This window comes from Acidovorax sp. Leaf191, from assembly GCF_001424425.1.
Lineage (GTDB): Bacteria > Pseudomonadota > Gammaproteobacteria > Burkholderiales > Burkholderiaceae_C > Acidovorax.
In genome coordinates this window covers 59,072-78,927 of the sequence record NZ_LMPT01000024.1, presented here as the reverse complement: position 1 = coordinate 78,927, position 19,856 = coordinate 59,072, and the positions used below count along the sequence as shown (strand labels likewise).

The following is a 19,856-nucleotide window of genomic DNA, read 5'->3' as shown; positions in this document are numbered from 1 at the left end:
GAACTCGATGATGGATATCCACGCAATTCTCAAGCAACTGCCGCACCGCTACCCCTTCTTGCTGGTGGACAAGGTGATCGAGCTTGAGAGCAACACCCGTATCAAGGCCATCAAGAACGTCACGTTCAACGAACCTTACTTCGGCGGGCATTTTCCAGGGCGTCCCGTGATGCCCGGCGTGCTGATCCTCGAAGCCCTGGCCCAGGCGGCCGGGCTGCTGGCCTTCGATGCCATGGGCAAGGTGCCGGACGAGAACAACATCTATTACTTCGTCGGCATCGACGGCGCGCGTTTCAAGCGCCCTGTGGAGCCGGGCGACCAGCTGATCCTGACCATCACCATCGACCGCGTGCGCGGCGGCATCTGGAAGTTCAAGGGCGTGGCGAGCGTGGGCGACGATGTGGCCTGCGAAGCCGAGCTCATGTGCACCATGCGCAGCGTGGGCTGAGCCGCAGCGACGACCTGGGCTGACCGGACCGTGAGCAATATCCATCCCACCGCCATCATTGCGGACGGTGCACGCATCGACCCCTCCGTCACGGTGGGACCGTATGCCGTGATCGGCCCGCAGGTCGTGATCGGCCCGGGCTGCACCGTGGGGGCCCACTGCGTGATCGAAGGCCGCACGACCATCGGCAAGGACAACCGCATTTTCCAGTTCGCCTCCCTGGGGGCCGATCCGCAGGACAAGAAGTACAAGGGCGAGGACACCGAGCTGGTCATCGGTGACCGCAACACGGTGCGCGAGTTCTGCACCTTCAACCGCGGCGTGCCGGGCGCGGGCGGCAAGACCAGCATCGGCGACGACAACTGGATCATGGCCTATACCCACATTGCGCACGACTGCCATGTGGGCAACCACACGACCATGGCCAACAACACCACGCTGGCCGGGCATGTGCTGATCGGCGACTGGGTGACGGTGGGCGGGCTGACCGGCATCCACCAGTTCGTGAAGATCGGGGCGCACGCCATGATCGGATTTTCCAGCGCCGTGTCGCAGGACGTACCGCCCTTCATGACGGTCGATGGCAATCCGCTGTCCGTGCGGGGGCTGAATGCCGAGGGCCTGCGCCGCCGCGGGTTCTCTGCGGAGCGTGTGGCAGTGATCAAGCAGATCCACCGGCTGATGTACCGCCAGGGCCTCACGCTCGAGGCGGCCCGCGCCGCCATCGCGGACCTGCCGGTGGCGCACCCCGAGGCCACGGCGGACGTGGCGCTGGTGATGGCTTTCCTGGCCAGCTCCAGCCGCGGCATCGCCCGCTGAGGTCCGGCGCATGCAGACATCTCCCCGCATCGCCATGGTGGCGGGCGAAACCTCGGGCGACTTGCTCGCCGGGCTGCTGCTCGACGGCATGCAGGCGCACTGGCCCACGCTGCACTCCTTTGGCATCGGTGGGCCCCAGATGGCACGCCGCGGCTTCGAGGCCCGGTGGCCCAGCGACAAGCTGGCCGTGCATGGCTACAGCATGGAGGTGCTGCGGCGCCTGCGCGAGTTGCTCGCCATCCGCAAGTCGTTGCGCAACGACCTCCTCCAGAGCCGGCCCGATGTGTTCATCGGCGTGGACGCGCCGGATTTCAACCTGGGGCTCGAAGCCGACCTGCGCGCTGCCGGCATCAAGACCGTGCATTTCGTCTGCCCCTCCATCTGGGCGTGGCGTGCGGACCGGGTCGAGAAGATCCGCCGCAGCGCCGACCACGTGCTGTGCATCTTTCCCTTCGAGCCCGCACTGCTGGCCCAGCATGGCATCGAGGCGACCTACGTCGGTCACCCGCTCGCTGGTGTGATCCCGATGGTGCCCGACCGCTCAGCCGCCAGGGCACATCTGGGTCTGCAGGATGCGGATGAGGTCCTGGCCATCCTGCCGGGCAGCCGGTCGTCTGAAATCCAGTACATCGCCAAGCCATTCCTCGAGGCTGCAGCGCTGATCCGTCAAGCGCGCCCAGCTATCAAATTGGTAGTGCCCGCGGTACCCGCCTTGCAAAGCCGCATTGCGCAGGTCGCACAGGAATGCGGCCTGCAGGACGCGGTGCAGATCGTGGCGGGCCAGTCGCACACCGTGCTGGCGGCCTGTGATGCCACCTTGATCGCCAGCGGCACGGCCACGCTGGAGGCTGCGCTCTTCAAGCGGCCCATGGTGATCGCCTACCACATGCAGCCTGTGAGCTGGTGGCTCATGCGCCGCAAGCAGTTGCAGCCCTGGGTGGGGCTGCCCAACATCCTGTGCGGCGACTTCGTGGTGCCCGAACTGATCCAGGACGCCGCCACGCCGCAAGCGCTGTGCGCCGCCACGCTGGATTGGCTGGACGCACGCAGGCACAATCCGTCCCGGATCAGCGCGCTGGAGCAGCGCTTCACCGCGCTGCATGAAAGCCTTCTCCGCAACACTCCCCGACTGGCAGCCGATGCGATCCAGAAAATCCTCGCTCCCACAGCCTGAGCAAGCCAGCCTGCCCTGGCATCCCCCCGGACTTCTTGCCGGGGTGGACGAGGCCGGCCGCGGGCCCCTGGCCGGCCCGGTGGTGGCTGCCGCCGTCATCCTGGACGACCTGCATCCCATCGCAGGCCTAGCGGACTCCAAGACCCTGACCGCAGCCCGGCGCGAGAAGCTCTACGACGAGATCCGCGCCAAGGCGCTGTGCTGCTCCATCGCCGAGGCGAGCGTCGAAGAGATCGACAGCCTGAACATCCTGCAGGCCACCCTGCTGGCGATGCGCCGCGCGGTGATCGGCCTGCGGCTCAAGCCCGTGCGGGTGCTGGTGGACGGCAACCGCTTGCCGCTGCTGGACGTGCCGGCCGAGGCCATCGTCAAGGGCGATGCGCTGGTGCAGGCCATCTCGGCCGCCTCCATCCTGGCCAAGGTGCACCGCGACCGCTGGTGCGCGCAGATCGACCAGGACTTCCCCCATTACGGCTTTGCCGGCCACAAGGGCTACGGCACGGCGATCCACATGGCCGCGCTGCGCGAGCACGGCGCCTGCATCCACCACCGGCGCTCGTTCGCACCGGTGGCCCAAAACCTGTTCCTGTGACCCGTTGCGGGTGACCGCCCAGGTGACCCCATTGCCGATGACATCACCTTCCGTCACCCCCATCCATTCGCGCGACAACGCTTTCGTCAAGGACCTGCGCCGCCTGGCGCAGGACAGCACGGCCTATCGCAAGCAGGGCAGGGTGTGGCTGGAGGGCGACCATCTGTGCCGCGCCGCGCTGGAGCGGCACCAGCGCCCGGCGGTGGCGGTGTTTGCAGAGTCTTTTTGGCCACTGGCGCAGGTGGAGTGGGCGCAAGCAGCTCCTAAAATCATAGTGCTCTCGGATGCCTTGTTCGCCGAGATCAGCGGGCTGGAGTCGCCGGCGCGCATGGGCTTCGTCATCGACTGGGCGGTGCCGGCGTCGCTGCAGCCGGGGGTTGCCACCGTGGTGCTCGACCGTGTGCAGGACGCGGGCAACGTGGGCTCCATCCTGCGCAGTGCCTCGGCGTTTGGATTCCGCCAGGTGGTGGCCGTCAAGGGCAGCGCGGCCCTCTGGTCACCCAAGGTGCTGCGGGCCGGCATGGGCGCGCATTTCGCGCTGGATCTCATCGAAGGTGTGGAGCACGCAGAGCTGCAGGCGCTGCAGGTGCCCCTGCTCGTCACCAGCTCCCATGCCGGAGACTGGCTGCACCGCGCCGCATTGCCCTGGCCCTGTGCCTGGGTCATGGGGCACGAAGGGCAGGGCGTGTCGCCGGTGCTGGAAGAGCGCTCGGCCCTGCGCATCCGCATTGCGCAGCCCGGCGGCGAGGAGTCGCTGAACGTGGCTGCCGCCGCCGCCATTTGCCTGCACGCGAGCGGCGCTGCGCGCTGAAGGGCTGGTCTCGGGCAGGGGATTCCTGCCGGGGGTGCGGGCAGGTTCGCGCCACCCGGAGGTGGCGCGGGAGGCTGATTACTGCTGGTTGCGCAGGAACTGGCGCACGAAGTCTTCCTGGTTGGGCGCGTCCTTCTCGGTCGTGAACACCACTTGCTGGCCTTCCACGCGGATTTTCAGCGCGGATGCGAACTTGCACTGCACCTGGCCCAGGCTGGCCGCCTTGGCCTTGGCCGCGGGGGTGTTGCGGCAGAGGGACTCCAGTTCCGAGGCGACCACGCCGCAGAAGCTGCCGATGCTCAGGGTCTGCAGCTTTTCGTCATCGATGGACGCCCAGTCGACCGTGGTCTTCACAGGTGTGCCGCACGCGGCGCTGGCATCCTGGTCGGCCTTGGTCAGATCGGCCTGCGCGCTGGCCAGGCGCTTGTTGCGGTCAAAGCGGGCCAGCTTTTCCTGCACGCCTTGCTTTTGCTGGCGCTCATAGCTCGCCTGCAGGTCTGCCAGCTTGAACGCCTTGGTCTTGTCTTCATGGAAGGCCAGCACCACGCCGTCGCGCTTGCCAGGCAGGTAGACCACATAGTTGTCGCCACCGACGTACGCGTCGGTCTGCTTGTGCAGCAGGCCGTAGTTGCGGCCGTCGATGCGGGTGGAGTACACGTCGCGCGCTGCGCCTTGCCGCTCCAGGTTGCTCAGAAAGACCACCTGGTCGATCGGGTCGTTGATGCCGCTCACGCGCACCAGCGCCTGCTTGCCGTCCACGCTGGGGGCCAGAACGACTTCGACTCCCTGCGGGCCCACAAAGACTTTCGGATACTTGGCCAGCTCCATGGCCTGGGCGGCCAAGGCGATGCCGAGACCTGCCGCTGCGACAGCAAGGGGACGAATGAAAGCAAACATGAAAACAGCCTCTCTGAAGGTTGAAAACGTTGATGGTTGAATGGGCGCCGGGCGGAGTCTAGGCGCGCAGTGATGCATTGAAATGCCTGGAACACTTCCTTACGTAACAAGGTTATGCAAGACATGCATTTGCCGGGCGAAGACGCCCGAAGGGTATAATCGGGAGCTTTTCTCGCAACAGCGTCGCCCGATCGCACCCAAAGCAAAAATCTTTTCTGAGAGCAGCCACCAGCACTGCGTACGTTTGCGTGTACGAGTGGCCTGCAGGCGCCGGGCGACCGTAACCATCCGGAGAACCCAGTGCTTTTGTCTCTCAAGGGAAACTTCCCGCCCGCCATCATGGCGCTCGCAGACGGCACGGTCTTTATCGGCAACTCGATTGGTGCTACAGGCACCACCGTCGGTGAGGTGGTGTTCAACACCGCCATCACCGGTTATCAGGAAATCCTCACCGACCCCAGCTATTGCCAGCAGATCGTGACGCTCACGTATCCGCACATCGGCAACTACGGCGTCAACAGCGAGGATATCGAGGCCGACAAGGTCTATGCCGCGGGCCTGATCATCAAGGACCTGCCCCTGCTGGCCAGCAATTTCCGCCAGACGGAAACCCTGTCCCAGTACCTCGTGCGCGAGAACACGGTCGCCATCGCCAACATCGACACCCGCAAGCTCACCCGCCTGCTGCGCAGCAAGGGTGCACAAAACGGCGCCATCGTCGGCCTGGCGCAAGGCCAGGCGGTGACGCAGGCGCTGATCGACGAGGCCCTGGCAGCTGCCAAGGCGGCTCCCAACATGGCCGGGCTTGACCTGGCCAAGGTGGTGTCGACCAAAGCCACCTACGAGTGGACCCAGACCGAGTGGGTGCTGGGCAAGGGCTACGGCAAGCTGGAGTCTCCCGAGTTCCACGTGGTGGCCTACGACTACGGTGTGAAGCTGAACATCCTGCGCATGCTGGCCCAGCGCGGCTGCAAGGTCACCGTGGTGCCCGCGCAGACGCCAGCGGCCGATGTGCTGGCCCTGAAGCCTGATGGCGTGTTCCTGTCCAACGGCCCTGGCGACCCGGAGCCCTGCGACTACGCCATCGCCGCCACCCGCACCATCGTCGACAGCGGCGTGCCGACCTTCGGCATCTGCCTGGGCCACCAGATCATGGCCCTGGCCGCGGGCGCCAAGACCTTCAAGATGACGAACAGCCACCACGGAGCCAACCACCCCGTGAAGGACCTGGACAACGGCCGCGTGAGCATCACCAGCCAGAACCACGGTTTCGCGGTGGACATGCAGTCGCTGCCGGCCCACCTGCGTGCCACGCACGTCAGTTTGTTCGACGGCACGCTGCAGGGCCTGGCGCACAAGGACAAGCCGGCGTTCTGCTTCCAGGGCCACCCCGAAGCATCGCCCGGCCCGCACGACATCGCCTACCTGTTCGACCGCTTCACCGACGCCATGCGCGCGGCCAAGGCGGCCTGAAATCAAGGAACAGCGCCATGAAATTTTTCAGCTTCCCCCTCGCAACCCTGGAAAAGGCGATCCACAAGCGCGTCCTGACGCTGCCGTCGCCCCACCGCGAATGGTTCACCGAGCGATGGGCGCAAAAGCCCTACAAGAAGGCCTTTGTCGAGAACAAGGCCATGCCCCTGATCACGCTCGTGGCCAAGGGCAAGACGCTGGACGACGCAGAGTTTGCAGAGCTGCTCCAGGACTGGGAAGTGACCTTTTATGACGCTGAAGAGGAAGTCCTGCGCCCGCTGATCCAGGGGGATGGCCTGCTGCAACTGATGCAGAAGAACCTTCCCCCCGCCCGGGCCGAGGCGCTGCTTGCCAAGCTGACCGCCCGCCGCCCGCAGGCGGACGCCGCACCCTCTGTAGAGACCCCTGGCTCCCAGGCAGCCGAACCCACGATCGACTGATCGACGCACCATGCCAAAACGCACAGACATCCAAAGCATTCTCATCATCGGCGCTGGCCCGATCATCATCGGCCAGGCCTGCGAATTCGACTACTCCGGCGTACAGGCCTGCAAGGCGCTGCGCGAAGAGGGCTACAAGGTCATTCTGATCAACAGCAACCCTGCGACGATCATGACCGACCCGGCCACGGCCGACGTCACCTACATCGAGCCCATCACCTGGCAGACGGTCGAGAAGATCATCGCCAAGGAACGCCCCGACGCCATCCTGCCCACCATGGGTGGCCAGACCGCGCTCAACTGCGCGCTGGACCTGTGGCACAACGGCGTGCTCGACAAGTACAAGGTCGAGCTCATCGGCGCCACGCCCGAGGCCATCGACAAGGCCGAAGACCGCCTGAAGTTCAAGGACGCCATGACCAAGATCGGTCTGGGCTCCGCGCGCTCGGGCATCGCCCACAGCATGGACGAAGCCTGGGCCGTGCAAAAGAGCGTGGGCTTTCCCACTGTGATCCGCCCCAGCTTCACGCTGGGCGGCACGGGCGGCGGCATTGCCTACAACCCCGAAGAATTCGAGACCATCTGCAAGCGCGGCCTGGAAGCCTCGCCCACCAACGAACTGCTGATCGAAGAATCGCTGCTCGGCTGGAAGGAGTACGAGATGGAAGTGGTGCGCGACAAGGCGGACAACTGCATCATCATCTGCTCCATCGAGAACCTCGACCCCATGGGCGTGCACACCGGCGACTCGATCACCGTGGCCCCCGCGCAGACGCTGACCGACAAGGAATACCAGATCCTGCGCAATGCGTCCCTGGCAGTGCTGCGCGAGATCGGCGTGGACACGGGCGGCTCCAACGTGCAGTTCTCGATCAACCCGCAGGACGGCCGCATGGTCGTGATCGAGATGAACCCGCGCGTCTCGCGCTCTTCGGCGCTGGCCTCCAAGGCCACGGGTTTCCCGATCGCCAAGGTCGCCGCCAAGCTGGCCGTGGGCTACACGCTCGATGAGTTGCGCAACGAGATCACGGGCGGCATCACGCCCGCATCGTTCGAGCCTTCCATCGACTACGTGGTCACCAAGATCCCGCGTTTCGCGTTCGAAAAATTCCCCACGGCCGACAGCCGCCTGACCACGCAGATGAAGTCCGTGGGCGAGGTCATGGCCATGGGCCGTACCTTCCAGGAATCCTTCCAGAAGGCACTGCGTGGCCTGGAAGTGGGCGTGGACGGCATGAACGAGAAGACCCAGGACCGCGAAGTGCTCGAAAAGGAACTCGGCGAGCCCGGCCCCGAGCGCATCTGGTACGTGGGCGATGCCTTCGCCATGGGCCTGTCGGTCGACGAAGTGTTCGACCTCACCAAGATCGACAAGTGGTTCCTGGTGCAGATCGAGCAGATCGTGAAGATCGAGCTCGACATCGACAAGCTGGTGGCCGAAAAAGGCGAGGGTGCCCTGGCGGCGCTCGACGCGGGCACGCTGTTCACGCTCAAGCAAAAGGGCTTCTCCGACCGCCGCCTGGCCAAGCTGCTCAAGACCACCGAAAAGGCCGTGCGCGAAGCGCGCCACGCGCAGAATGTGCGCCCGGTCTACAAGCGCGTGGACACCTGCGCGGCCGAGTTCGCCACCAACACGGCCTACCTGTACTCCACCTACGAAGCGGCCACGCACGGCGGCGTCGCGGAATGCGAGTCGGAGCCCACCAGCAACAAGAAGATCATGGTGCTGGGCGGCGGTCCCAACCGCATCGGCCAGGGCATCGAGTTCGATTACTGCTGCGTGCACGCGGCGCTGGCGATGCGCGAGGACGGCTACGAGACCATCATGGTCAACTGCAACCCCGAGACCGTCTCCACCGACTACGACACGTCCGACCGCCTGTACTTCGAGCCCGTGACGCTCGAGGACGTGCTGGAGATCGTGGACAAAGAAAAGCCGGTCGGCGTGATCGTGCAGTACGGCGGACAGACGCCCCTGAAGCTGGCCCTGGGCCTCGAAGCCGCTGGCGTGCCCATCATCGGCACCAGCCCCGACATGATCGATGCGGCCGAAGACCGCGAGCGCTTCCAGAAGCTGCTGGGCGAACTGGGCCTGCGCCAGCCGCCCAATGCGACTGCGCGCACCGAACCCGAGGCCCTGGAAAAGGCCGCCGCCCTGGGCTATCCCCTGGTGGTGCGCCCCAGCTACGTGCTGGGCGGCCGCGCGATGGAAATCGTGCACGAGCAGCGTGACCTGGAGCGCTACATGCGCGAAGCCGTCAAGGTGAGCAACGACTCGCCCGTGCTGCTGGACCGTTTCCTGTCCAACGCCATCGAGTGCGATGTGGACTGCGTGCGCGACTCCGCAGGCGTCACCTTCATCGGCGGCGTGATGGAGCACATCGAACAGGCGGGCGTGCACAGCGGCGACTCCGCCTGCTCGCTGCCGCCGTACTACCTGTCGCAGCCCACCATCGACGAGATCAAGCGCCAGACCGCCGCCATGGCCGCGGGCCTGAGCGTGGTGGGCCTGATGAACGTGCAGTTCGCCATCCAGGAAGTGGACGGCAAGGACGTGATCTACGTGCTGGAAGTGAACCCGCGCGCTTCGCGCACGGTGCCCTTCGTGAGCAAGGCCACCGGCATCCAGCTGGCCAAGGTGGCCGCGCGCTGCATGGCCGGCCAGACGCTGGCGTCGCAAGGCATCACCAAGGAAGTGACGCCCCCGTACTTCAGCGTGAAGGAGGCCGTGTTCCCCTTCGTGAAGTTCCCGGGCGTGGACACCATCCTCGGCCCCGAGATGAAGTCCACCGGTGAAGTGATGGGCGTGGGCAAGACCTTCGGCGAAGCCTTCGTGAAGAGCCAGCTGGGTGCAGGCACCAAGCTGCCCACCTCGGGCCAGGTGTTCCTGACCGTGAAGAACGCCGACAAGCCGCGCGCGGTGGACATCGCCCGCCAGCTCGTGGCCCTGGGCTTCGAGCTCGTGGCGACCAAGGGCACGGCCGCCGCGATCGAAGCGGCCGGCGTGCCGGTCAAGGTGGTCAACAAGGTCACCGAGGGCCGCCCGCACATCGTGGACATGATCAAGAACAACGAGATCGTGATGGTGATCAACACCGTGGAAGAGCGCCGCAATGCGATCGCCGATTCGCGTGCGATCCGCACGAGCTCGCTGCTCGCACGCGTCACGACCTTCACCACGATCTTCGGTGCCGAAGCTGCGGTGGAAGGCATGAAGTACATGGACAAGCTCGACGTGTATTCGGTGCAGGAACTGCACGCGCAACTGGCGGCCTGAAGGCCCCCAAAAGCGGCATAATTGGCCGCTGAACAACACCGCCGCGCGGCAACGTGCGGCGGTTTCCTTTTGTAGGGTCGCCAATCGCACAGCATTGCTTGCCTTGCGGGCTGACCGACCGGTGCCGTGCCCCCGTGGCAGGCGCCGGCCTTGTTGACCTATGGAGACGAAAAACATGGCCACCATTCCAATCACCAAGCGCGGCTCGGAGAAGCTCAAGGAGGAGCTGCACCGCCTCAAGACCGTGGAACGCCCCGCAGTGATCACCGCCATCGCCGAAGCCCGTGCACAGGGCGACCTGAGCGAAAACGCCGACTACGACGCTGCCAAGGACCGCCAGGGCTTCATTGAAGGCCGCATCCAGGAAATCGAAGGCAAGCTCTCGGTGGCGCAGGTGATCGACCCCAGCGCTGTGGACGGCGGCGGCAAGGTGGTGTTCGGCGCCACGGTCGAGCTGGAGGACGAAGAGTCCGGCGAAGCCGTCAAGTACCAGATCGTGGGCGAGGACGAAGCGGATCTGAAGCAGGGCCTGATCAATATTTCGAGCCCCATCGCCCGTGCACTGATCGGCAAGGAAGAGGGCGACACGGCCGAAGTGCAGGCGCCCGGTGGCATCCGCCGCTACGAAGTGGTGGGCGTGAGCTACCAGTGACCGGCCCGGGCATGCGCCAGCGTCTTCCCGCCCTCGTGGCGGCCCTGTGGTGGGGCAGCCTCACCACCATCGGATTTCTGGTGGTGCCGCTGCTTTTTGCGCACCTTCCGTCCCCATCCATCGCCGGCAACATGGCCGCCAGGCTGTTCGCCGCGCAGACCTGGGTGGCGGTCGCATGCTGCGTGGTGCTGCTGCTGATGTCGCGTCCCAAACACGCGGTACGGCAATACCCGTGGGCGCAGGCTGCTATGGTTTTCATACTGGGGGGCATGCTGCTGGCATTGTTGTCCCAGTTCGGCGTGGCGCCGCGCATCGTGGCCCGCCAGGATCTGCGCCTGTGGCACAGCGTGGGGTCCGTCATGTATGTGCTGCAGTGGGGCTGCGCCCTGGCGGTGCTCTGGAGCACCTTGCGCCCAGGGGCCACCGATGCGCCCGGGTCGCCAGCGGACGATGCGGCCGGCGCGCCTGTCGACGGGCACTGACGCTGCGTAGAACCGTTTGAAGGGGCGCTGCCCGGGGCGGGCGGCGGTGCTGTGTGGCGTGCGCGCCCAAGCTTCGGTGCCGCCGTCAGCCAGTCACCGCAACGCCTGGCATCGTGGGGGCGGTGCAGTGCCCTGCAACCCGCGCCTCGTCTGTCTTATTCCCGCCAGTGTTCCGCGACCCACGTGGCCGGGCGGATATAGCGAAACCGCCGGTTGCGCCGCCCTGCCAGTGCATCGGGCGGATTGCATTCCCCGTGAAAGATCACGATGCGGGCCCCCGGCGGCACAAAAGGAGGCCGCCAGTAGTTGGTGGGCCAGGGCGGGATGCCGTGGTACTTGAAGCTCGGGCACCACTCGGCGGGCCAGTACTGCAGCTTGCCCTGCTTGTGCAGGAAGTCCGACAGGTACGCCTGCTCGTTGCGAAACTCCTGCCGGATCTCGGCAAAGTGCGCGCGGAAATGCTCCAGCACGTCCGGGTGCGCACCCAGCTCGAACCGGTAGACCGATGAATTGCCGGTGATGCGCCACGGGCGCTTGTAGTCGTGAATGATCAGGAACTGGCCAGGCTGGGTGAAGAACCCCTCCAGGCTACCGGTGACGACCACGTCCACATCGAGGAACAAGGCGGTGCCCCGCAGCCCGTGCAGATCGGCGGCGAAGGTGGCCAGCTTGGTCCAGCCGCGCTCCGGAATGCCGGGCGGCAGGTCGAGCGCCGGAATGGGCAGGCACAGCACCTCGGCGCGAATGCCCTCGCTGTCGTCCGTCAGGCAGACGAAGCGGAAGTCCCCCGCCAGATGCCTTCGCACCATCGCATACAGCCGATTGACATACTCGGGGCCGTATTTCGTGCCCCACTTCATGCACAGGATGTGGCGCACGGGCGCCGGGCCGGCCGGGCCGGGTGGGGCGGCAGAAGCTGCAGGTTCTGCAGAGACTGCGGGCAGGCCCATCAGTCGGCCTGGCGCTTCTTGATGGACTTTTGCTTGGGCTTGGCGCGCTTGATCTGGCCGCCGGAGGTCAGGCGCTGGTTGCCCAGCACGCGCAATTGCTTGATTTCCGGGCGCTGGCCGCCGCGCTTGCTGAACTTGAGCACCTTCACGTCGCGCGGGCCGGGCATGCGGTCTTCGTCCACCGCCTTTTCCTTGGCGGGCACGGGGCGCCAAAGCACCAGCAGCTTGCCGATGTGCTGCACGGGGGCGGCGTTGAGGTCGGCAGCAAGCTCCTGGTACATCAGCTCGCGGGCTGCGCGGTCATCGCCGAACACACGGACCTTGATGAGGCCGTGGGCATTGAGCGCAGCGTCGATCTCTTTTTTGACGGCAGGGGTCAGGCCGTCGCCGCCGACCAGGACCACGGGGTCCAGATGGTGGGCATCAGCGCGGTGAAATCGGCGCTCGGCGGGGGTCAGTTGAATTTGGGGCATGGGCCGTATTATCCGCGGCCTGCCGTCCGGTGCCCGGTCATCTTGCGTGTCGGGAGACAATACGGCCGTATGAAAGTCAAAACGCAGAGCAAGAAGGTCAACAAAGCCTGGTTGAACGACCACGTGAACGACACGTACGTCAAGCTGGCCCACAAGGAGGGCTACCGCGCACGGGCGGCCTACAAGCTCAAGGAGATCGACGAGCAACTGGGGCTGGTCAAGCCGGGCCACACCGTGGTGGACCTGGGCTCGACCCCCGGCGCCTGGAGCCAGTACCTGCGCCGCCGCATGTCACCCGCCGGGGCGGCAGCGGGGCAGCTCAACGGGACGATCATCGCGCTGGACATCCTGCCCATGGAGCCCATCGAAGGCGTCACGTACCTGAACGGCGATTTCCGCGAGGCCGATGTCCTCGCACGGCTGGAAGAAGCCCTGGCAGGCAAGGTGGTGGATGTGGTGGTGTCCGACATGGCGCCCAATCTGTCGGGGATCGAGTCGGCCGACGCAGCGCGAATCGCCCATCTGGTGGAGCTGGCGGTGGATTTTGCTTGCAACCATTTGAAACCGGATGGCGCGCTGGTGGTCAAGCTCTTCCATGGCAGCGGCTACAGCGACCTGGTGACGCTTTTCAAGCAGACCTTCAAGGTGGTGAAACCCTTGAAGCCCAAGGCGTCGCGCGACAAGTCGTCGGAAACCTTCCTGGTCGGGATGGGGCTCAAGAAAACCGCCTGAATCGCCTTGTCCGGGGTCAAGAAGCGTGACGGATGGCCGCAAAGTCCGTGCTGTTTCCATGGCCGATAGGGGGAATAGCTATGGCCGGGTGGCTTGAAAGACCTAAAATGGGCCACACATGCAAGCCGTGACGTGACGGCAGTGTGTCCGTTTTCTGTTTCCTGCAACTGGAGCCCCGCTTGAACAATCAGTGGTTTTCAAAAATTGCCGTGTGGCTGGTCATCGCCATGGTGCTTTTCACGGTGTTCAAACAGTTTGACACCCGTGCAGGCGCCAGCGCAGGCCACGTCGGCTACTCGGAGTTCCTCGAGGAAGTCCGCAGCAACCGCATCAAGAGTGCAACCATCCAGGAAGGCCAGGGCGGCACCGAGATCGTGGCCGTCACCAACGACGACCGCAAGATCCGCACGACCGCCACCTACCTCGACCGCGGCCTCGTGGGCGACCTCATCAACAACAACGTCAAGTTCGACGTCAAGCCCCGCGAAGAAGGCTCCCTGCTCATGACCCTGCTGGTCAGCTGGGGCCCCATGCTGCTGCTGATCGGTGTGTGGGTGTACTTCATGCGCCAGATGCAGGGCGGCGGCAAGGGCGGTGCCTTCAGCTTCGGTAAAAGCAAGGCGCGCATGCTCGACGAGAACAACAACCAGGTCACGTTCGCGGACGTGGCTGGCTGCGACGAGGCCAAGGAAGAAGTCAAGGAAGTCGTGGACTTCCTCAAGGACCCGCAGAAGTTCCAGAAGCTCGGCGGGCGCATTCCGCGCGGCCTGTTGTTGGTCGGCCCTCCCGGTACCGGCAAGACCTTGCTGGCCAAGTCCATCGCGGGCGAAGCCAAGGTGCCGTTCTTCAGCATCTCGGGTTCGGACTTCGTGGAAATGTTCGTCGGCGTGGGCGCGGCCCGTGTGCGCGACATGTTCGACAACGCCAAGAAGAACGCTCCCTGCATCATCTTCATCGATGAAATCGACGCCGTGGGCCGCCAGCGTGGCGCGGGCCTGGGCGGCGGCAACGACGAGCGCGAGCAGACCCTGAACCAGATGCTGGTCGAGATGGACGGTTTCGAGACCAACCTGGGCGTGATCGTGGTGGCTGCCACCAACCGCCCGGACATCCTGGACGCCGCCCTGCTGCGCCCTGGCCGCTTCGACCGCCAGGTGTACGTGACGCTGCCCGACATCCGGGGCCGTGAGCAGATCCTGAACGTGCACATGCGCAAGATCCCGATCGGGCAGGACGTGGCGCCCGGCATCATCGCCCGTGGCACGCCCGGCATGAGCGGTGCCGACCTGGCCAACCTGTGCAATGAGGCGGCCCTGATGGCGGCCCGGCGCAATGCGCGCACGGTGGAAATGCAGGACTTCGAGAAGGCCAAGGACAAGATCCTCATGGGCCCCGAGCGCAAGAGCATGGTCATGCCCGAGGAAGAGCGCCGCAACACGGCCTACCACGAGTCCGGCCACGCCCTGATCGGCAAGCTGCTGCCCAAGTGCGACCCGGTGCACAAGGTCACCATCATTCCCCGTGGCCGTGCCCTGGGCGTGACGATGAGCCTGCCGGCACAGGACCGCTACAGCTACGACCGCGAGTACATGCTCAACCAGATCAGCATGCTGTTCGGTGGCCGCATCGCTGAAGAAGTGTTCATGAACCAGATGACCACCGGCGCCAGCAACGACTTCGAACGTGCAACGCACATTGCGCGCGACATGGTCACCCGCTACGGTATGACGGATGCCCTGGGCCCGATGGTCTATGCGGAAAACGAAGGCGAGGTGTTCCTGGGCCGTTCGGTCACCAAGACCACCACGATGAGCGAGCAGACCATGGAAAAGGTCGACATGGAAGTGCGCCGCATCATCGACGAGCAGTACAACCTGGCCCGCCGCCTGATCGAAGAGAACAGCGACAAGATGCACGCCATGGCCAAAGCCCTGCTCGAATGGGAAACCATCGATACCGAGCAGCTGGACGACATCATGGCTGGCAAGGAACCACGTCCTCCCAAGGACTGGACGCCACGCACGCCCCCCTCGTCGGGCGGCGACAACTCCAGCGGCGGCACACCGGCCGTTGCCACGGACACCGCTCCTTCGGCTGCCTGACGGCTGGGGTGCGTTCCCATCGCTGAATGAACGGGGCCTTGTGCCCCGTTTTTCTGTTTCAGCGCGCCGCATGATGCCCCGCGTTTGCCGGCCGCTCCGATCCATGCCATCCGGGCGGGCCGTCCCGCTGCAGCCCAATTCCACAGAGTCTTTTTCCTGCGATAGACCATGATCTGGCAGACCTCCCGTTTCGTCATCGACCTCAGCCGTCCGCAGATCATGGGGATCGTCAATGTCACGCCGGACTCGTTCTCAGACGGCGGACACCATGGGTCCACGCTGGCCGCATTGAGGCACTGCGAACAGTTGCTGCAGGACGGCGCGGACATCCTCGACATCGGGGGGGAGTCCACGCGCCCTGGCAGTCCGGCGGTCCCTCTGGACGAGGAGATCGCCCGTGTGGTGCCGCTGGTGCGTAATGCCGTCAGCCTCGGCGTGCCGATCTCGGTAGATACCTACAAGCCCAAGGTCATGCAGGCTGTCCTGGACCTGGGTGCTGACATCGTCAATGACATCTGGGCCCTGCGGCAGCCGGGCGCCGTCGCCGCCGTGGCCGCGCACCCGCGCTGTGGTGTGTGCCTGATGCACATGCACCGCGATCCGCAAACCATGCAGGCCGCGCCGATGGAGGGCGATGTGGTGGCGCAGGTGCTATCTTTTTTGCAGCTGTCGGCGCAGAATCTGCTGGCCGCAGGCGTGCACAAGGATCGCATCGTGGTCGACCCGGGCATCGGCTTTGGCAAGACCGTGGCGCAGAACTTCGCCCTGCTCGCGCACCAGCAACGGCTGCGCGATGCGGGCCATGCAGTGTTGGCCGGGTGGTCGCGCAAGTCGTCGCTGGGTGCGGTGACGGACCTCCCGGTGGACCAGCGCATGGTGCCCAGCGTGGCCGCTGCCGTGCTGGCGGTGGAACGCGGTGCGTCGGTCGTGCGCGTGCACGACGTGCGAGACACCGCCTCGGCATTGAAGGTGTGGAGTGCGTGCCATGCAGCAAGCCGGGGGCCGATGCAGTGAGATGGATGCAGCCGGCGCCCGAAGGCGCAGGCGCAGCGGATTCGAGGGCGCCGAGGGTGGCCCGCGACCGGTAGCCAATAAATAGCCAACAACCAACAACGAGATACACGAGGAGACGCTCCAACATGACGCGCCAATATTTTGGAACCGATGGCATCCGCGGCACGGTGGGCCAGCCCCCCATCACACCGGATTTTGTGCTGCGCCTGGCCCATGCCGTGGGCCGCGTGCTGCGCCGCACCGAAGAGCGCCCGACGGTGCTGATCGGCAAGGACACCCGCATCTCGGGCTACATGCTGGAGAGCGCGCTCGAGTCCGGCTTCAATTCCGCCGGGGTGGACGTCGTGCTGCTGGGCCCATTGCCCACGCCGGGCGTGGCCTACCTCACGCGGGCCCAGCGGGCCAGCCTGGGCGTGGTCATCAGTGCCAGCCACAACCCCTACCCTGACAACGGCATCAAGTTCTTCAGTGCCCAGGGCACCAAGCTGTCCGATGCCTGGGAGCTGGCCGTCGAGGCCGCCCTGGCCGAGCCCCCGGTGTGGGCCGATTCCGCCAACCTGGGCAAGGCGCGGCGCCTGGACGATGCGGCCGGCCGTTACATCGAATTCTGCAAGAGCACCTTTCCGCAGGACCTCACGCTCAAGGGCCTGAAGATCGTGGTCGATGCTGCACACGGCGCGGCCTACCAGGTGGCGCCCAAGGTGTTCCACGAGCTGGGGGCCGAGGTGCTGTCCATCGGCTGCTCGCCGGACGGCCTCAACATCAACCGCGACGTGGGCGCCACGCACCCCGATGCGCTGGTGCGGGCGGTGCGTGCCAACCGCGCGGATTACGGCATTGCCCTGGACGGCGACGCCGACCGCCTGCAGGTGGTGGACGCCACGGGCCGTTTGTACAACGGCGACGAACTGCTGTACCTGATGGCCGTCGACCGCATGGGCCGCGACGAGCATGTGCCTGGCGTGGTGGGCACGCTGATGACCAACATGGCGGTGGAAGTCGCCTTGCAGGCACGCGGCGTGAAGTTCGTGCGCGCCAAGGTCGGCGACCGGTACGTGCTGGAAGAGCTGGCCCGCCACCGCTGGGTGCTGGGCGGGGAGGGCTCCGGCCACCTGCTGGCCCTGGACCGCCACACCACGGGCGACGGCCTGGTGAGTGCGTTGCAGGTGCTGCAGGCCTGCGTGCGCAGTGGCCGTACGGTGTCCCAGTTGCTGGCCGAGATCACGCTGTACCCGCAGGTGCTGCTCAACGTTCGCCTGGCGCCGGGCCAGGACTGGAAAGCCAATCGCCTTTTGGAAGACACCACGCGCAGCGTGGAGCAGGAGCTGGGCTCGTCAGGCCGGGTGCTGATCCGCGCCAGCGGCACCGAGCCCTTGCTGCGTGTGATGGTGGAGGCGCGCGACGCCCAGCAGGCCAGCCTGTGCGCGCAAAGGCTCGCGGATGCGGCCCGAGCGGGCTGATCGCGCCAACAAGCACCTCGCTTCCGGCACGCCCAGCCCCAAACGCCGTTCAGCGCCGCCGCGCAGCCCTCCATCCCTAGTTCATCCATTTCGCTCGGCCTGGCGGCGAGCGGGCGGGGTGGGCGATCCGGTACGCTGTCACTTTTGCGGCTGAAGCTCCTCGGCCGCCGCTCAGGATTCCTCTCATGCCGTCTGCCGCTTTGACTTCCACCTCGACACCCCTGGCCATCCACGTCCGCCGCGTCGACTTTGCCAACGCCCGCGATGCGCGGGCGCTGGTCGATCTGCTCGATGGCTATGCACGCGACGCAGCGGGCGGCGGAGAGCCGCTCAGCGACGAAGTGAAGCAGGGGCTGCCCGAGGCCCTGCGGCAGCGTCCACAGGCCTTCAGCGTGATCGCCTGGGCTGCAGACGCTGTCGCGCCGCACGGCGAGGTTCCGGTGGGGCTGATCAATTGTCTCGAGGGGTTTTCCACCTTTGCCTGCAAGCCGCTGGTCAACGTGCACGACGTGGCCGTGGCGCCCGGGTGGCGCGGCCACCGCATCGCGCAGCGCATGCTGCAGGCGGTGGAGGTGATCGCCCGGGAGCGGGGCGCCTGCAAGCTGACCATGGAAGTGCTGTCGGGCAACCACAGTGCCTTGCGCGCGTACGAGCGCGAAGGCTTCGCGGCCTACACTCTGGACCCCGGCATGGGGCAGGCGCAATTCCTGCAGAAGGTGCTGCACGGCCCCGGGCCCGCCGCAGCGCCCGCACTCTGAACTTTCCCCGGAGACCTCCGCATGAAGACATCTTGGCACCGGATCGCTGTGATGGGATGGGCCGCGCTGGCGGCTGTGGCCGCGGTGCCTGCCGCGCACGCAGGCAAGACGCTCGACGGCATCAAGGCGCGGGGGCAGGTGGTGTGCGGCGTCAACACCGGCCTGGCCGGGTTTGCGATGGCGGACGCGAGCGGCAAGTGGTCGGGCCTGGACGTGGACGTGTGCCGCGCCCTGGCTGCGGCCGTGCTCGGCGATGGGCACAACGTCAAGTACGTGCCGGTGGACGTGCCCCAGCGCTTCACCGCGCTGCAGTCCGGCGAGGTGGATGTGCTCTCGCGCAACACCACGTTCTCGCTCACCCGCGACGCCTCGCTGGGCCTGCACCAGACCGTGGTGACCTACTACGACGGGCAGGGTTTCATCGTGCCCGCCAAGAGCAAGATCAAAAGCACCCGCCAGCTCAAGGGGCAGACCGTGTGCGTGCAGTCGGGCACCACCACCGAGAAGAACCTGCTCGACTACTCCCGCACGAACGGCCTGGACGTGAAGCCGGTGATGTTCGAGAAGATCGATGCCGCCACCAGTGCCTATCTGGCCGGCCGCTGCACGGCCTACACCACCGATGCGTCGGGCCTGGCCTCGCTGCGCAGCACCATCCGCGATGGCGCCGCCACCCATGCCATCCTGCCCGAGCTGATCTCCAAGGAGCCGCTGGGGCCCCTGGTGCGCCGGGGCGACGACGAGTGGTTCGCCGTGGTGAAGTGGGTGATCTACGGCCTGATCGAGGCCGAGGAATACGGCGTGACCCAGGCGAATGCGGAGCAGCTGAAAACCAGCAGCACCCATCCCGTGGTGCAGCGCATGCTGGGCACGTCGGAAGACACGGGCAAGCTGCTGGGCCTGGACCGCGACTGGCTGCTGCGGGCGGTGAAGACCACCGGCAACTACGGCGAGATCTTCGAGCGCAACGTCGGCCCCAAGTCCGCGCTGGGGCTGCCGCGCGGCCTGAACAACCAGTGGAACAAGCAGGGACTGATGTACGCCGTACCGATCCGCTGAGCGCGCGGTGGTGGGGTTGCGCACGCCTTGCGTGGGCGCCATGGCGCCATGGCGGCACGGTCGCATGGGCTGACATGCCCCGTGCCTCAGTGTAGCAACGTTTGCTATTGAAAATATAGCTGCCCGCGCTTGTCCATCAAGCGGTAGAGCCTGTTTTTATCTGAAGGCGATGGTTGGGCGGGCACGGGCCGGCGCGGCCCTCGCGTTCTGCCGGCCGTGCTGCAGCGCTGCCGTCGTGCCTGC

The 19,856-nt window shown here is 65.9% G+C and carries 19 protein-coding genes; 16 read left to right on the top strand and 3 right to left on the bottom strand.

The window, feature by feature from the left end:
* Positions 1 to 7 precede the first annotated feature (7 nt).
* Genes fabZ through ASG27_RS25240 form a run of 5 tightly spaced genes read left to right on the top strand, consistent with a single transcriptional unit; the run spans position 8 to position 3,844 of the window.
* On the top strand, positions 8 to 448 hold the full coding sequence (gene fabZ, locus ASG27_RS25260) for a 3-hydroxyacyl-ACP dehydratase FabZ (protein ID WP_056413333.1): 441 nt from the start codon (positions 8 to 10) through the stop codon (positions 446 to 448).
* Between the two features lie 30 nt (positions 449 to 478).
* The gene (gene lpxA / locus ASG27_RS25255) at positions 479 to 1,267 is read left to right on the top strand and encodes an acyl-ACP--UDP-N-acetylglucosamine O-acyltransferase (RefSeq protein WP_056413330.1); all 789 of its coding nucleotides are present in this window, start codon (positions 479 to 481) and stop codon (positions 1,265 to 1,267) included.
* 10 nt (positions 1,268 to 1,277) lie between these two features.
* Positions 1,278 to 2,441, top strand: coding sequence for a lipid-A-disaccharide synthase (lpxB, locus tag ASG27_RS25250; protein WP_056413327.1), 1,164 nt, complete (start codon positions 1,278 to 1,280; stop codon positions 2,439 to 2,441).
* Positions 2,407 to 3,033 carry a ribonuclease HII gene (gene rnhB, locus ASG27_RS25245; protein WP_056413323.1) on the top strand — a complete coding sequence of 209 codons (627 nt, stop codon included), beginning with the start codon at positions 2,407 to 2,409 and terminating at the stop codon, positions 3,031 to 3,033. The genes lpxB and rnhB overlap by 35 nt, the downstream gene beginning before the upstream one ends.
* A 37-nt stretch (positions 3,034 to 3,070) precedes the next feature.
* Positions 3,071 to 3,844, top strand: coding sequence for a TrmH family RNA methyltransferase (locus ASG27_RS25240; protein WP_056413320.1), 774 nt, complete (start codon positions 3,071 to 3,073; stop codon positions 3,842 to 3,844).
* 78 nt (positions 3,845 to 3,922) lie between these two features.
* On the opposite strand, the gene ASG27_RS25235 is transcribed toward ASG27_RS25240, so the two are convergent.
* Complete coding sequence (locus ASG27_RS25235; protein WP_056413317.1) at positions 3,923 to 4,741, bottom strand: hypothetical protein; 819 nt, start codon at positions 4,739 to 4,741, stop codon at positions 3,923 to 3,925.
* A gap of 300 nt (positions 4,742 to 5,041) precedes the next feature.
* Here ASG27_RS25235 and carA point away from each other — a divergent pair, with 300 nt between their 5' ends.
* The 5 genes from carA (at position 5,042) to ASG27_RS25210 (ending at position 11,065) form a co-directional block, all read left to right on the top strand.
* Positions 5,042 to 6,214: a glutamine-hydrolyzing carbamoyl-phosphate synthase small subunit gene (carA, locus tag ASG27_RS25230; protein WP_056413313.1), complete on the top strand. Its 1,173-nt coding sequence runs from the start codon at positions 5,042 to 5,044 to the stop codon at positions 6,212 to 6,214.
* A 17-nt stretch (positions 6,215 to 6,231) separates the two neighbouring features.
* Positions 6,232 to 6,654, top strand: a complete 423-nt coding sequence (locus tag ASG27_RS25225; RefSeq protein WP_056413308.1) for a hypothetical protein — start codon at positions 6,232 to 6,234, stop codon at positions 6,652 to 6,654.
* A gap of 10 nt (positions 6,655 to 6,664) precedes the next feature.
* On the top strand, positions 6,665 to 9,931 hold the full coding sequence (carB, locus tag ASG27_RS25220; RefSeq protein WP_056413305.1) for a carbamoyl-phosphate synthase large subunit: 3,267 nt from the start codon (positions 6,665 to 6,667) through the stop codon (positions 9,929 to 9,931).
* 175 nt (positions 9,932 to 10,106) lie between these two features.
* On the top strand, positions 10,107 to 10,583 hold the full coding sequence (gene greA, locus ASG27_RS25215; RefSeq protein ID WP_056413507.1) for a transcription elongation factor GreA: 477 nt from the start codon (positions 10,107 to 10,109) through the stop codon (positions 10,581 to 10,583).
* 11 nt (positions 10,584 to 10,594) lie between these two features.
* Positions 10,595 to 11,065, top strand: a complete 471-nt coding sequence (locus ASG27_RS25210; protein ID WP_056413505.1) for a DUF4149 domain-containing protein — start codon at positions 10,595 to 10,597, stop codon at positions 11,063 to 11,065.
* A gap of 155 nt (positions 11,066 to 11,220) precedes the next feature.
* On the opposite strand, the gene ASG27_RS25205 is transcribed toward ASG27_RS25210, so the two are convergent.
* Positions 11,221 to 12,015: a hypothetical protein gene (locus tag ASG27_RS25205; RefSeq protein WP_056413302.1), complete on the bottom strand. Its 795-nt coding sequence runs from the start codon at positions 12,013 to 12,015 to the stop codon at positions 11,221 to 11,223.
* On the bottom strand, positions 12,015 to 12,488 hold the full coding sequence (locus ASG27_RS25200) for a YhbY family RNA-binding protein (RefSeq protein ID WP_056413300.1): 474 nt from the start codon (positions 12,486 to 12,488) through the stop codon (positions 12,015 to 12,017). The genes ASG27_RS25205 and ASG27_RS25200 overlap by 1 nt, the downstream gene beginning before the upstream one ends.
* Positions 12,489 to 12,557: 69 nt before the next feature.
* Between ASG27_RS25200 and ASG27_RS25195 the strand changes: the two genes are divergently transcribed.
* The 6 genes from ASG27_RS25195 (at position 12,558) to ASG27_RS25170 (ending at position 19,613) form a co-directional block, all read left to right on the top strand.
* Positions 12,558 to 13,220: an RlmE family RNA methyltransferase gene (locus ASG27_RS25195; protein WP_056413296.1), complete on the top strand. Its 663-nt coding sequence runs from the start codon at positions 12,558 to 12,560 to the stop codon at positions 13,218 to 13,220.
* 179 nt (positions 13,221 to 13,399) lie between these two features.
* A complete protein-coding gene (ftsH, locus tag ASG27_RS25190) occupies positions 13,400 to 15,322 on the top strand; it encodes an ATP-dependent zinc metalloprotease FtsH (protein ID WP_056413293.1) in 1,923 nt (640 codons plus the stop codon).
* Between the two features lie 168 nt (positions 15,323 to 15,490).
* Entirely contained in the window at positions 15,491 to 16,336 is an 846-nt protein-coding gene (folP, locus tag ASG27_RS25185) for a dihydropteroate synthase (RefSeq protein ID WP_056413290.1), read from the top strand.
* Positions 16,337 to 16,461: 125 nt separating this feature from the next.
* Positions 16,462 to 17,796: a phosphoglucosamine mutase gene (gene glmM / locus ASG27_RS25180; protein WP_056413286.1), complete on the top strand. Its 1,335-nt coding sequence runs from the start codon at positions 16,462 to 16,464 to the stop codon at positions 17,794 to 17,796.
* Positions 17,797 to 17,981: 185 nt separating this feature from the next.
* A complete protein-coding gene (locus tag ASG27_RS25175; protein ID WP_056413283.1) occupies positions 17,982 to 18,554 on the top strand; it encodes a GNAT family N-acetyltransferase in 573 nt (190 codons plus the stop codon).
* Between the two features lie 21 nt (positions 18,555 to 18,575).
* Entirely contained in the window at positions 18,576 to 19,613 is a 1,038-nt protein-coding gene (locus ASG27_RS25170; RefSeq protein WP_056413280.1) for an amino acid ABC transporter substrate-binding protein, read from the top strand.
* Positions 19,614 to 19,856: the final 243 nt, after the last annotated feature.

Bases quoted from the DNA above. Each gene is read 5' to 3' on its own strand.
- fabZ (WP_056413333.1), top strand. From the start codon at position 8: ATGATGGATATCCACGCAATTCTCAAGCAACTGCCGCACCGCTACCCC.
- ASG27_RS25240 (WP_056413320.1), top strand. From the start codon at position 3,071: ATGACATCACCTTCCGTCACCCCCATCCATTCGCGCGACAACGCTTTC.
- ASG27_RS25235 (WP_056413317.1), bottom strand. From the start codon at position 4,741: ATGTTTGCTTTCATTCGTCCCCTTGCTGTCGCAGCGGCAGGTCTCGGC.
- ASG27_RS25205 (WP_056413302.1), bottom strand. From the start codon at position 12,015: ATGGGCCTGCCCGCAGTCTCTGCAGAACCTGCAGCTTCTGCCGCCCCA.
- lpxB (WP_056413327.1), top strand. From the start codon at position 1,278: ATGCAGACATCTCCCCGCATCGCCATGGTGGCGGGCGAAACCTCGGGC.
- ASG27_RS25210 (WP_056413505.1), top strand. From the start codon at position 10,595: ATGCGCCAGCGTCTTCCCGCCCTCGTGGCGGCCCTGTGGTGGGGCAGC.
- rnhB (WP_056413323.1), top strand. From the start codon at position 2,407: ATGCGATCCAGAAAATCCTCGCTCCCACAGCCTGAGCAAGCCAGCCTG.
- glmM (WP_056413286.1), top strand. From the start codon at position 16,462: ATGACGCGCCAATATTTTGGAACCGATGGCATCCGCGGCACGGTGGGC.
- carB (WP_056413305.1), top strand. From the start codon at position 6,665: ATGCCAAAACGCACAGACATCCAAAGCATTCTCATCATCGGCGCTGGC.
- ASG27_RS25170 (WP_056413280.1), top strand. From the start codon at position 18,576: ATGAAGACATCTTGGCACCGGATCGCTGTGATGGGATGGGCCGCGCTG.
- folP (WP_056413290.1), top strand. From the start codon at position 15,491: ATGATCTGGCAGACCTCCCGTTTCGTCATCGACCTCAGCCGTCCGCAG.
- greA (WP_056413507.1), top strand. From the start codon at position 10,107: ATGGCCACCATTCCAATCACCAAGCGCGGCTCGGAGAAGCTCAAGGAG.
- ASG27_RS25175 (WP_056413283.1), top strand. From the start codon at position 17,982: ATGCCGTCTGCCGCTTTGACTTCCACCTCGACACCCCTGGCCATCCAC.
- ASG27_RS25200 (WP_056413300.1), bottom strand. From the start codon at position 12,488: ATGCCCCAAATTCAACTGACCCCCGCCGAGCGCCGATTTCACCGCGCT.
- ASG27_RS25225 (WP_056413308.1), top strand. From the start codon at position 6,232: ATGAAATTTTTCAGCTTCCCCCTCGCAACCCTGGAAAAGGCGATCCAC.
- ASG27_RS25195 (WP_056413296.1), top strand. From the start codon at position 12,558: ATGAAAGTCAAAACGCAGAGCAAGAAGGTCAACAAAGCCTGGTTGAAC.